12 protein-coding genes and 2 pseudogenes are annotated in these 11965 nt (G+C 71.5%); 4 read left to right on the top strand and 10 right to left on the bottom strand.

The window, feature by feature from the left end; genetic code table 11:
- Positions 1-169: 169 nt before the first annotated feature.
- The 3 genes from ACIOJE_RS40670 to ACIOJE_RS40660 all read left to right on the top strand — a co-directional run bounded on the left by ACIOJE_RS40670 (position 170) and on the right by ACIOJE_RS40660 (position 1914).
- Positions 170-376, top strand: a complete 207-nt coding sequence (locus ACIOJE_RS40670) for a hypothetical protein (protein ID WP_400783660.1) — start codon at positions 170-172, stop codon at positions 374-376.
- A 120-nt stretch (positions 377-496) separates the two neighbouring features.
- Positions 497-1057, top strand: a complete 561-nt coding sequence (locus tag ACIOJE_RS40665) for a DUF2243 domain-containing protein (RefSeq protein WP_280685159.1) — start codon at positions 497-499, stop codon at positions 1055-1057.
- 11 nt (positions 1058-1068) lie between these two features.
- Positions 1069-1914: a cytochrome c oxidase assembly protein gene (locus tag ACIOJE_RS40660; RefSeq protein ID WP_400783654.1), complete on the top strand. Its 846-nt coding sequence runs from the start codon at positions 1069-1071 to the stop codon at positions 1912-1914.
- 93 nt (positions 1915-2007) lie between these two features.
- Here ACIOJE_RS40660 and ACIOJE_RS40655 read toward each other — a convergent pair whose 3' ends face one another.
- The 7 genes from ACIOJE_RS40655 to tap all read right to left on the bottom strand — a co-directional run bounded on the left by ACIOJE_RS40655 (position 2008) and on the right by tap (position 9019).
- Complete coding sequence (locus ACIOJE_RS40655) at positions 2008-2277, bottom strand: hypothetical protein (protein ID WP_400783651.1); 270 nt, start codon at positions 2275-2277, stop codon at positions 2008-2010.
- Positions 2278-2701: 424 nt separating this feature from the next.
- Complete coding sequence (locus ACIOJE_RS40650) at positions 2702-2851, bottom strand: hypothetical protein (protein WP_280685162.1); 150 nt, start codon at positions 2849-2851, stop codon at positions 2702-2704.
- A gap of 60 nt (positions 2852-2911) precedes the next feature.
- The gene (locus ACIOJE_RS40645) at positions 2912-3343 is read right to left on the bottom strand and encodes a hypothetical protein (protein WP_400783648.1); all 432 of its coding nucleotides are present in this window, start codon (positions 3341-3343) and stop codon (positions 2912-2914) included.
- Between the two features lie 3 nt (positions 3344-3346).
- Positions 3347-3817: a hypothetical protein gene (locus ACIOJE_RS40640; RefSeq protein ID WP_400783646.1), complete on the bottom strand. Its 471-nt coding sequence runs from the start codon at positions 3815-3817 to the stop codon at positions 3347-3349.
- Between the two features lie 562 nt (positions 3818-4379).
- Positions 4380-5936 (bottom strand): RICIN domain-containing protein, encoded by a 1557-nt coding sequence (locus tag ACIOJE_RS40635; protein WP_280685165.1) that lies wholly within the window; start codon positions 5934-5936, stop codon positions 4380-4382.
- Positions 5937-6401: 465 nt separating this feature from the next.
- Positions 6402-6941 (bottom strand): telomere-protecting terminal protein Tpg, encoded by a 540-nt coding sequence (tpg, locus tag ACIOJE_RS40630; protein ID WP_400783643.1) that lies wholly within the window; start codon positions 6939-6941, stop codon positions 6402-6404.
- Positions 6942-7036: 95 nt separating this feature from the next.
- On the bottom strand, positions 7037-9019 hold the full coding sequence (tap, locus tag ACIOJE_RS40625; protein WP_400783641.1) for a telomere-associated protein Tap: 1983 nt from the start codon (positions 9017-9019) through the stop codon (positions 7037-7039).
- 121 nt (positions 9020-9140) lie between these two features.
- Between tap and ACIOJE_RS40620 the strand changes: the two genes are divergently transcribed.
- On the top strand, positions 9141-9368 hold the full coding sequence (locus tag ACIOJE_RS40620; RefSeq protein ID WP_400783639.1) for a hypothetical protein: 228 nt from the start codon (positions 9141-9143) through the stop codon (positions 9366-9368).
- A gap of 309 nt (positions 9369-9677) precedes the next feature.
- Here the strand turns inward: ACIOJE_RS40620 and ACIOJE_RS40615 are convergent, their stop codons facing one another.
- From ACIOJE_RS40615 to ACIOJE_RS40605, 3 genes and pseudogenes are all read right to left on the bottom strand, one after another.
- Positions 9678-11144: an IPT/TIG domain-containing protein gene (locus tag ACIOJE_RS40615; RefSeq protein ID WP_400783657.1), complete on the bottom strand. Its 1467-nt coding sequence runs from the start codon at positions 11142-11144 to the stop codon at positions 9678-9680.
- 141 nt (positions 11145-11285) lie between these two features.
- Positions 11286-11495: pseudogene (locus ACIOJE_RS40610) on the bottom strand (hypothetical protein); the annotation flags it as partial.
- A gap of 376 nt (positions 11496-11871) precedes the next feature.
- Positions 11872-11965 (bottom strand): annotated as a pseudogene (locus ACIOJE_RS40605) (winged helix-turn-helix domain-containing protein); the annotation flags it as partial.

Genomic DNA, 11965 nt, shown 5'->3' with positions numbered 1-11965 from the left:
CTCGCCAGTCTCACGGGCCTTGTACACCCGCAAGACTGACGCACCGCCGTGATCACAGGCAGCCGAACACCAAGATCCCCGACAGAGTCAAGCTAAGAGCGCGACGATGTCGCAAGCAGCCGCGATCCGCCTCTTGGTGACCGGCGGGTTGACCGACAGAGAATCGATCATGCCCTTGTTGCCCGCCCTGACCGGCCTCGACGACTTCAACGGCGAGCCGGCCGACTTCGCCGGCTACTCGACGCGGGGTACCACTGCCCGGCTCTCCCCCTTCGTCCGTCACCACATCAACCTCGGCCGGTACTCCTTCCAGCTCCCCGACCTGCCCGGCGGCATGCGGCCCCTGCGTGCCCTGGACGCCGACGACGTGGGGTGATTCCACGGGGCACAGCTGGGCCGGATGGCGGAGACGCACACGGCGTGAGGGCGAACTGGAAGGGAACCTCCCCCTGAAGGAACTTTTCCGGCAACCCAGAACCAGGAGCGGAGACGAGCGATGGCCACCATGATGGACGAGGCCCGAGCCGGTGTCTCACAACCAGCGAGTATCCGGCTGCCGGGCATCGTGCTCGGTGTGGGGATGGGCGGCTTCCTCGACGGCATCCTGCTGCACCAACTGCTGCAGTGGCACCACATGCTCTCCAGCACCAACGAGGACCACATCGGCGTCAAGTACTACAACCCCCACACCGTCTCCGGCCTGGAGATGAACACCCTGTGGGACGGCATCTTCCACACCGTGTGCTGGCTGGCAGTCCTCCTCGGCCTCGCCATCCTGTACTCGCGGGTCACCCACAACCGGCTGCGGGTATGGACCTCCCGGGTGCTGTGGGGCTGGATGCTCGTCGGCTGGGGCCTGTTCAACCTCGTCGAAGGCGTCCTGGACCACCACATCCTCGGCATCCACCACGTCTACGCCGGAGACGGCCAGGTCTGGTGGGACATCGGCTTCCTCGTCCTGGGCGCCCTGCTGGTCGCCGGCGGCTACCTGCTCCAGCGCAGCGGCCAGCCCTTCGACCCCAACGCCCCCACCACGCGCGAGGGCCGACGAGCCTGATGGACCACGACATGCCCGCACACGGGCACGACGCGGGCAGCGGCCTCCTGGAGTGGCTGCTGCCCGTCTTCGCCCTGCTGGCCGCCGCCGGCGCCTACATGCTGCTCGCTCACCGGGCACGCCGCCGCAACCCGGTTTTGGGCTGGAACCGATGGCGGACCGCATGGTGCCTGACCGGTATCGCCCTACTTGGCGCCGCGCTGCTGCCGCCCGTGGCCCCCTTCGCACACCAAGACTTCCGCGGGCACATGACCCAACACATGCTCATCGGCATGTACGCGCCGCTCGCGCTCGTCCTGGCCGCCCCCGTCACCCTCCTCCTGCGCACCCTGCCCACGGCCCGGGGACGGTGGCTGACCACCGTGCTGCACAGCCCGCCTGCCCGCGTGACCGCCCATCCGGTGGTCGCGCTGGCACTGTCTGCGGGCAGCCTCGCGGTCCTCTACTTCACCCCCCTCTACAACGCGACCACGAACAGCCACACCGCACACTGGCTGATGCACGCGCACTTCCTGCTGTCCGGATGCTTGTTCGCCTACGTCATCGCCGGCCCCGACCCCGCCCCCACACGGCCGGGCGTACGCGCCCGGCTGGTCTACCTCGGCATCGCGATCGCCGCTCACGCCGTCATCTCCCAGCTGATGTACGGCGGCTTCTGGGTCAACATCCACGCCCCCATCGACCAGGTCCAGGCAGGCGCCGAGATCATGTACTACGGCGGCGACATCGCCGAACTACTGCTGGCAGCCGCTCTGGTCGCTACCTGGCGCCCCGACCACCGGCGTGCGGCCCCCTTGAAGCCGCCGCTTCCGGGAAGTGGCGGCACCCGACTGACACCGCCCAGCACTAGCCGGTGACTTCGCGGGTGGGGTTTCAGGTCTCCAGCCAGCGGTGTCGGGTTTCGTCGATGTCGAGGAGTTCGAGCAGGTGTGCTTGGACTCCTCGGCTGATCAGGACGGCTGGTGGCGGTGCCGGGGCGGAGCATGCGGCTGTCGAGGGGCCTCGGGGGTGGTGCGGAGGACCAGGCGGTGGCGGTCGGTGGCGATGACTTCGGCGACGGCGGTGAGGTCGCCGATCGGGGAGGCGTCGAGGGCGGCGGCCAGGGCCTGCTCGAAGGCGTCGCGGTCACCGGGCAGGCCGTACCTGCTGAGAGTGGTGCGTGACTTCCCTCCCTGAGCCATCCCCGCGCGTGCGGGGCCGACCACACGAGCTGCCGTCATCGGGGCCGGCGTTCGGAGCCATCCCCTCTCGGGTTCGCCACGACCTCGCTGCCGGGCGCCGGCACCTGGCCGAGGCCGAGATGCAGCAGGCCGCGCGCTCCCGCCGTCGCAGGGACGCGGCATAGACCCGCCCCTTTCCGCCCGGGCGCCCGACAGGGCGGGAACGAGGCGCAGGCGGCCGGGCCCCGGGGAACGAGGGGGGGACGTTCCGCGGGCCCGGCCGGTGGGAGGCCAGCAGCGCCGGGGTCACGGCGCGACTGCTCTGCTCAGCGGCCCGGTGGTGCTGTGGCGGGGCCGCCGTGCCGGGAATGCTAGACCCGCACATCGGCGGCGACCAGGGCTTTGACCTGTGTTTCCTCGGACACGAACATGCCATCCACAACGGCGGTGCAGGTACCGGAGGCTGGTGTCCGCCCGCTGACGGTCAGCGAGCGTTCCGCCACGCCCGAACGGCTTCGTCCAGGCGCTCGGCGCCCGCCCAGCGGGCCGGGTGGGGCATCCGCCCGCCGGTCTCGCCGTCCATCACGTACTCCAGGGAGCGGGCCAGTCCGGCCGGGTCGGAGGCGCAGGGCACGTCCAGGTCGAGCTGCCGGGCCAGGCCTGACCAACGGCGAGTCGTCAGGGCCGGCGGTCGTCACCTCCCCTGGGCCAGCGTGGCCGCGCGCAGCTGGGCGAGCAGGGGCAGTACATCCGCTTCGGTGCCGTCGCCGGTGAACGCCAGGATCCCGCTGATCAGTACGTGGCACAGGTCCTCGGCTGTGCGGGGACCGGGGCTGGCGGCCCACCGGGCGAGGGTCTGTACCCACACCTTGGTCATGCGGGTGCCGACCTCGCCGCACAGCCGCTCGACGGCGGCCTCCACCTCCGCGGGCGAGGAACCCTCGTGCACGCCGGCGGCGACGCCGAGGAGGGTCTGCATCGTGGTCTCGGCGAAGGCCGCGATCGCCTCCGGAAGGGGCCGCTCGCCGGGCCCGGTGACCGCCAGGGCCTCCAGCGCGGCCGCATCGCCGGTCCAGGCGGCCTCGACGGCGGCCAGGACCCTCAGCGTCTCGTCGGCGGTGGTCATGTCCTAGTCCTCCTCGTCGATCCCGAGCGCCCGCGCCGCTCCGTGCAGCACCCGGGCACGGTGGGCGGCGCCGGCGGCCGCGCGCACCGTCCGCGCCCGGGCGCCGGCATCGGCCAGGTGCACGGCGAGCACCTCCCGCGCCGCAGCCTGCACATCGCGGAACCCGGCGAGGTCGAGGGCGAGCAGCGCCTCGCGCTGCTCGCCGCCGAGTCCCGGCGGCGCCGGGCAGACCCGCACCGCGATCCGGGCCCCCGCGTCGAGCAGTCCCGCCAGGCCGTCCAACGGCACCTCGGCCACCCGGGACCCGGTCAGCCCGGCCGCGTCCGCGCAGCCCGCGAGCACGGCCGCCAACAGCACCACCTGCTCCTGCTGCTCCCGCCCGGCCAGCGGCTGACGCAGCACCAGCTGGTCGGCCGCGCTCAGACAGTGCTCCCACGTCGTGCGCGGGATGGCCGCGCCAGTATTCGCACTCACCCACGGCACGCTACCGCCGCGCACGGGCGCGGGGAACGGCCCCCGACGGCCGGCCGGACCCGCAGCCTGCCCGGGTGCCGGCCCGCACACGCCCGCGCCCGGCCCGTCACGGCAGCGTCCGGTGCGGACCGATCACGGCCGGCCGGTCGGCACGCCTACAGGTGCGGACCGACCATCAGCACGGTGACCACTCCGCCGCCCTGGCCGTCGTGCTCCTGGTGGCCGTCGGCGTCGACCTGGCCCCAGGCCCAGTAGCAGCGAACTGGCGCGACACCGGATCGACACGCTGGAGCAGCTCGGCATGATCTGGTCAGTCTCGGACGTGTGGTTCGAGGCCGGCCTCGACTGGGCGCGGGTCTGGCCGGTGGGCGCACCTTGGGTCGACGAGGACCTGGCCGTTGAGGGCCTGGGAAGGAGTCTGTCCGCATCCGTGCTGAGGTCATGGTCAGGGCGCTGGGGGTCATCATGGTGGAGGTTCGTTGCCACGGCGGGTTCGTGTGCTGGCGGGTGAGGGGCGCTCCCGCGACCGGGGGCTGCGGGAGCGCCGACGCGCTGCCGGGTGTCAGGTGAGGGCGGCCCAGTTCTGGGTGTTGGCGTTACCGGCCGGGTTGGCGGTGACGGCGGCGCCGATGGTGACGGAGGCGCTGTCGAGGGAGTATCCGGTCGCCGGGTTGGTGATCGTGTAGGTGCCGCTGCCGTTCTGGGTGACCTGCCAGTCCTGCCACGGGTTGGAGGAGTTGACGGCCCGCAGGGTCGCCTGGGCGCCGGCGGTGGTGGGCGCGGTCAGCACGAGGGCGTCCGGGCAGCCGTCGATGAGCTTCACGGTGCCGTTCGGGTATGCCCTCAGCGTCCACCGCTGCTTGGCGCGCGTGGAGTCGTAGGTGGTGAGGATGGCGGGGGAGCTGCCGGAGGCGCCGCACTGGTCGGCACGTTCCAGGGCCAGGCCGCCGCCGTTGGTGAGGACGTGGGTTCGGCCGTCACTCACGATCGTGGGGCCGTAGTTGATGGCGTGGGCGGCCAGGTAGGTGAGCGCGCTTCCGGTGGTGGAGAGCGGGGGGTTGGCAGCGGGCCGACCGGCCTTGAAGTAGTCCGCGAAGGTGGACTGGGTGTGCGCGGTCATCAGCGCGATGGTGCCGTTCCAGCCGCCGTCGACGTTCTTCCACAGGTCGAGCAGCGAACCGTCCACGTTGCCCTGGACCTGGTCCCCGGTGTGCCAGCCGGTGGTGTAGGTGAAGGCGTAGCTGCCGCCGTCGGGCCAGACGTAGCGGTAGTCGCCGAGGAGGTAGGCGGCGGTGGAGTCGGCGAAGCCTTCCACCCAGGCGCAGCTGCCGGAGCTGGCCTTGTCGATGTAGTGCGGGTTGCAGTTGGCGACGTTCGGCCACCATCCGTTGTACAGACGCTGCATGAGGAAGTGGCCGGCCTCGTGGAGCACGGTGTGCTCGGAGTCGGGGTCGGCGGCGGAGAGGTGCACGGTGTTGGCCAGGTCGTAGTACGGGCCGTCGACCGAGTTGGCGGTCCACTGGATGTTGAGTTCGGTGCAGGCGTTGCTGTTCGCCTCGTGGGAGGACCAGCAGTCGCTGGTGAGGTTGTTGCGGTTCCACCACAGGAGGTTGACGGTGTCGAAGGCGTGCCAGGCCCGGGCGGTGCCGGCGGACGGCTTGAGCGTGCCGAGGGAGGTACTGGCGGCGACGTTGGTCAAGGTCGGCGAGTTCACGGTGTACAGGGTGCCGTTGCCGTCGCTGACCTTCCACAGCCTGGTGCTCTCGGTGCTGAACCGCACCCACATGCTGCTCATCGAGGTGGTGGAGGTGGGCGTGTAGCAGAGGTTGAAGCCGCCGTCGTCGACGCCGGTGTACTGGTAGTCGGCGGTGAGCTGGCGCGGGGTGTCGGTGGACTTCTCCATGCCCCACAGCTGGACGTTCGCGTTGCGGACCGGCTTGGTCAGCGTGGGCTTGCCCGTGCCGGCTTCGGCCGACTGGTAGTCGTACTGGAGCTTGCCGCTCAGGCAGATGGGGGACACCGCCGCGGCGCTGGACGCCGTCAGCGGAACGGCGGCGGCGGCGAGCAGGGCTGCGCCCAGGACGGCGAAGCCGCGGGGCAACCGGATTCCGATGGCCACAGGTTTCCTCTCGTAGGAACACGCTCGCAGGGGAGGCCGAGGGCCACCGTTCACCGGCGACCTGGCCGGCAACCAGAATCAGTGCGGAGCGCCCGACGGGGTAAGAGCGCTCGGAAGCACGTACACAAGCCGGTAGTCCGACAGAATCACTGCGGTTGCGAACTGTTCGCCACACGCCCTTGCCACCGTCTCCGCGCCCTGTACGGAACGCGACGACTCGTCCCGCGCAGGCGGCTGCTCATGGTGTGCGTTGGCCAGGGAAGAGGAGTGACCCGGCGAGGCGAGCGATGTGGGCCTCGCCGATCGCGGAGCAGCGGTCATCGGCGAGCTCCCCGCCGTACGACAGAGGCCAGCGCCCGCCCCCACAGCGCCAACCGGAAAGCTCACCCGCCAACTCCAGCACTCATCCGCCAACTGAAACGCTCAGCCACATTTCGGCGACACGGGGCCGCCGGAGAGGTGGTCCTACAGCTCCAGGTCCATCCAGGCGATGTCGTTCAGCTCGACGTCCAGGCCCCGGGCGCGGCCGCCCTGTCGGAAGTAGTGCTCGCCGAGGGCCTCGGCGAGGATCTTCTCCTGCTCGGCCTGGCTGGCTCCGGCGTCACGAGCGGCGTAGAGGCACTGGGCGACCTCGCCGGGCATCTTCTGCATGATTGGGCGCCGGCGGGGGTCGTCGGTGGAGCCGGCCGCCGCGCTGTAGCCGAACGAGGCCTGCATGTGCAGGGTGAAGCCGTTCTTCTCGGCGTCGCGGCGCACCCGCGCCCGCACCCGCGGCTGCCAGGCGGCACGGACCTTGGTCTCGATGGCCTTGGCGGCGGCCGGCTTCGGGGTGCCCTGGCCCTTGAGCCAGCGTTGCACAGTGCGCTGGCTGACGCCGAGGTCGGCGGCGAGCTGCTTGGTAGAGCCCTTGGCGCCCTTGAGCAGGAAGCGCATCCGGGCGACGGTGGACTGCGGGATCGGGCGGGTGCGCTCAGCGCGCTCCAGGCCCTCGTCGATCTCCCCCACGGGGCATCAGGTCCTTGCTGCCGTCCCGGCCGGGACGGCGTCGCGTGGTGGGCGGCCCGCCGGCCGGATGCCGGCGGGCCGCGCGGAGAAGTCGGCTACTCGTCGGCGGACACCAGGCCGCCGGCCTTCATGTGCCGGGCCGGATTGGCTCCGTCGGCGATCATCTCCAGCACCTCCGGCATCGGCCGGGAGCCCTCGAACTTCACCATCCCCGGCGACACCCCCAGGCGCAGCGAGGTGGTGAGGGTGCCGTCGGGCTTGGTGAGGACGTCGAGGGCGCCGGGGCCAGGGGCGGCGAAGACTGCGCAGTCGGACAGCACGGCGAAGGCGTGCAGGCCGGTGTCGCCGGCCATGCGGCGCAGCTTGCGGTGGAAGTTGATGGTGGCGGTGTCGATGACCAGGGCGCGCATCAGCGGGTCCCAGGTCGGCCGCTCCAGGGCGGCCCAGCGCTCGCCGGGCTTGTAGCCGTGTCCGCGCGGGCGCTCGCGGAACTTGCCGATGGTGCCCTTGGCGGTCTGCTTGATGGCGGTCAGCACCGCCAGCTCGGCGGGGTCGCCGGTCGCCTTGAGGGCGGCCATGGCGTCGAGGAACGCCAGCGGGTCGCGGTCGGCCAGATCCAGCGGCACGTCGAGAGCGGCCATCGTGTCCAGGTACGCCGCCCGGAGGCGCTTGTGCCACGGGTCCAGGTACGGGCCGTGCTCGTGCCGCAGCCAGCCCTCCAGCGGGCGGACCTGGGCGCCGAGTTCCAGGGCGTAGGCCAGTTTCACCGTGCTGTACCAGGCGGGGCCGGTCGGCCGGGAGCTGTCCGCGGTGAACGGGCTCGGCAGTAGCGGGTCGGTGGCCACGTGGGAGAGGTCGACCAGCCAGGAGTCGGGGATGCGCTTGTCGAAGGCCGGGTTCAGCTCGTGGACCGGCTCGCTGAGCGGAAGGGCCAAGCGGCCTGCGGCGGCGAGGAAGTCCATGTTCACATCGAGGCCGACCGCGTACGGCGCCGCGGCCTCCTGGTCGATGAGCTCGCGGTGCCAGTCCCACGCCTCGGTGACCAGCTCGCCGCCCGGCTCCCGGTCCTGGGCGAGCGGGTGCACGTCCTGGACCTCCGGCGGCGCCGGGTCGAAGCCGTCCTTGGGCCGGGAGCCCTCCACCGGCCCGGACGTCCAGCCGGCCTCGGTGCGCACCGCCCGGGTCGGCGGGCGCAGCGCGGTGACGAGTTCGAGGCCGGAGACGGCGGTGGAGCCGCGGGGAGTGAGGACGCGGGTGGCGTAGGTGCCGAGGAGGCGGGCCAGGCCGGGGACGGCGAGGCCGTCGGGGATCTGCCAGCCGCCCGACGCGAGTGCGCCCCAGGCGGGGATGCACAGCTGCACGCACACCCGCTTGCCGTCCTCGGGCGTGCGGTAGATCCTCGCCCAGGAGCCCAGGCCGCGCTGGGTGAGCAGCCAGCCGGCCTGCTCGAGCGCCTTGACGGCCTTGTGGTTCTTCGGCAGCTGGCCGAGACGCTGGACGAACTCGGCCTTCTCGTCCCGCCCGAGCGGGGGCAGGCCGAGCTCCGCCAGGGCGGCGTCGGTGAGGACGACCAGAGCGTCGCCGTCCTTGCCGTGCCGGTGCAGCCGCGGCGAACCCAGCTTCACCTCCAGCGCCCACTCCACGACGTCGGCGAGCGTGCGACCGCCCGGCGCGGTCGGCGCGGGGGTGCCGTCGGCGAGGTAGGCCACCAGGGCCTTGCCAGACGAGGCGACGTCAAGCACCGCGAGCGGGCCGGCCGGGAAACGCGCGGCGGCCGCGGCCTCCCAGTCGGACGGCCCCTCAGCCTTGGCCACCGTCTTCACCGGGGCCTTGCGCGCCCGCGACGACGACCCGACGGCCGGACGCGACGACCCGGGACGGCGCGGCGCAGCCACCGGACCGGCCGCGGGGGCGGCCTGGCGGGGCACGGCGACCGGAGCGACCAAGGCGGCCGGCTCCGGCGGCACCACGGTGGGGGCGGACTGCGGGGCGGCCGGGACGACGCCGGGGCGGCAGAACCCGCCCAGGTGCGTCGGCAGGCCCTGAGCCCGGTAGACGGACGGCTGCCCGCACTGCACGCACGGCGCCGAGCGAGTCGATGCCGATTCGGGTGGCTGCGGGTACTGGGGCCGCCGTACGCCTCGTATAGCTGGGCTATGCCACCGCCGTTCAGGAGCTCGTTGCCGACGACGGCCGGTCGTGGTGAGCCAGCAGCACGTACTGGACCCCTCACGGGTCGCGCCGGGCCGCGCCGCGCTCTGGGTGCAGCTCCAGGAGGTTCCGTCCGCGCCGTCGTCCGATGCCGCGGGCGAGCTGGACCTCTCGGCGGGGTGGGGCGACGAGCGGCTGGTCGCGGGCTGTGTGGAGCGGATGCTCGGCCGGACCGAGGCGCATGCCCCGGGTCTGTGCGCCCTGGTGACCCGGTGAAGTGCGGTCGGTCCGGCGGGGGTCGCCGCGGCCGACCGCAACGCCGTCCGCGGCGACCCCTACGGCGGCTGCGCCGACCGACCAGCACCTGATCCGGCGGCCGGGGCTGTCGTCGAGCCGCGCCGCAGCGCGGTACCCGGGCTCTGGCACATCGGTGCCTCGACTCATCCCGGTCCCGGTCTCTCCGGGGGTTCCGGGCACCTGGTGGCCCGGCAGCTGCTCGGCTGTGCCGCACAGCTCCGTGGCCTGCTCGCCGGCAGGGGCCAGGGGCTGCTCGAAGGGCGATCCCGGGAACGGGGCGTGCGGACGCTACCGTCCGGTGTAGGTGAACTCGTCGGCCGGGCTGGTGGGAGAGGTGGCCTTGCCGACCGTCACGGTGATGTTCACCGTCTGGTGGTCGTCGAGCAGACCGGGCGCGGTTGCGATGATCTGGCCGGTGGAGACGAACCTGACCGAATCGGATGCCTTGTCCTTGAAATGCACGGTGGCGCCATCGGCGAAGCCCGAGCCGCTGATGGTGACCGGGGTACCGACCTTTCCGTTGTTCGGACTGACCCCACTGACCACCACAGGTGCGGGTCCGCCATAGGCGAACTGCCCCATCGCGACGGCCGGGGAGGTGCCGAGGGTGTTGGTGACGCGGACGTGGACGACGCCGGTTCCGTTGGGGACCTGAGCGGTGATCCTGATGCCGGAGGGGTCGACGTCGCGTTTGGTGCAGGCGAAGTGGCCGAAGTCGACCATGCTGTCCTGACTGAAGCCGGTGCCGTTGATGGTCACCGTGTCGCCTGGTGCGCCGAAGGTGGGGCTCACGTCGGTCACCACCGGCGGGGAAGGGACGTCAGGCGCCCCCACCAGGTCCAGGTAGGTGGAGTTGGCGTGCTGGAACGCGACCTGGCCGAGGAAGTCCTGGGTGGTCTTGTTGACCAGGCTCTTGTCAAGGCTCGTGTATCCGGTGTTCATCAGGCAGAGCGTGCCGGGCTGGACGTAGACGTTGCCCTTGGTGCGCTCGGAGATCGCCCCGATGAGCAGCTTCACTTCTTCGGTCGCCTGCGGTCCCGGGCTCGGGTACCAGCCGGCGGTGATGTCGAGATCGGCCCACGCGTGCGGTACCAGGTCGTAGGCGTTGTTCTGGCGCTCGTCGATGACCCACGGCACGGAGTTGAAGTAGTCGACGAAGCTCTGCACGCCGGCGGTGGGAGCGGCATAGGTGATCACCGCGAACTTCGGCTGTTTCGGCCAGGTCTGTGCCTGCAGGTACGGCGCGAGCATGGTGGCGATGCAACCGCCCAGGCTGTGACCGGTCAGATAGACGGTCGGCTGCGGCGAGGAGGGCGCCGCCTTGAGCGCGACGGCGAGCGCCTGAGCGAGCGTGACGTTCGGGGAGGGTGAGGCGATCGAGCGGGCGTTGACAACCCGTTTGAACGCATCCATCGCCCCCTTGGAAACGGCGATGGGCTTCGGCGATCCGCTCTCGGGGAACGGGACGACCGTGCCGACGTCGAGGTCCTGGAGGATGTCGATCAGATCAGCGTCCGTTCCGCGAGCGACCACGGCGAACTCGTTCGAGCCGTTGGTGCTCTGTGCGATGTAGGCCATATTGGCGTTGCCCTCGCTCAGGGCGAGCCACACCAGCTTCCACGCGTTCTGCGTCGCAAGGCTGGGATCGCGCAGTTGCGCGTTGATGCCGGTGATGATTCGTTCGGTCTGCTGCTCCAGGGTTTCCCCGGACGGACGCGGGGTGGCCCCGGTGGCTGCAAGGGCAGCCAGGGTCATGGTCACCTGGGCGATTGTCGGATCGGGCGCCATCGTCGTTCCTGCTCCTCGGATGTTTTGCCGGTGCGGAGGCGGGACGGCCTTTCGGCAGCATCAGGGCAGATCTGTGCCGAACCGACCGTCAGAGTGGATCGCACACAATCAGACCTCCCCCCTGGTTTGTCCGATGCTTTTCCTGCCTTCAGGTTGACCAGGTTCACCTTGTTGGCCGTTCGTCATACGTGTGGGCGGTTTGCCGAGCCAGGTGCGCGGCGCGGTCGCCAGAGCTGCGGTGTCCGCAGGGGGCAGGCCCGGGGCGGCGGCCCAGGCGACGATGCCGTCGGGGCGGATGAGCGCGGCCGACAGATCGCCGCGGTCGGCACGGGCGGCCCCGCCACCGCCGACCTCGCCCGCCGCAGGCTCCGCCTACCCGACACCCCCGAAACCAACCGCCTACGAGCAGCTCTCACCCACTACGCCACCAGCTGGGACACCACAGGCAGCACGCCGGCGGCGCCGCAGGAACTTCCATCACAACCACCCCCCTGACGAAACCACCCGGAGAAACCCCGCCCCCGCCCGGCAGACACGACCAGGGGCGGCGGCGCAGCGAACTCGCTACCCGTCGAGGTCGACGTCGACACCTTCGTCCTGGCTGCCGGTCGTGGGACTTCGGGCGTAACGGTCAGCCGATCGCGGCTTCGGCGACGTCGGCGGCGGGGGTGCTGGGGCGCTTGAGCAGGGCCTATGTCCCCTCGACGGTGTAGGTCACGTGGAACAACCGCCCGACAAGCGTCTTCACCCGGGCCAGTGTCCAACGCTGGTCCTCCCAGCCGTGGACC

It is taken from the genome of Kitasatospora sp. NPDC087861 (assembly GCF_044742585.1).
Classification (GTDB): Bacteria; Actinomycetota; Actinomycetes; order Streptomycetales; family Streptomycetaceae; genus Kitasatospora.
This window is presented reverse-complemented; position numbering and strand designations above follow the sequence as displayed.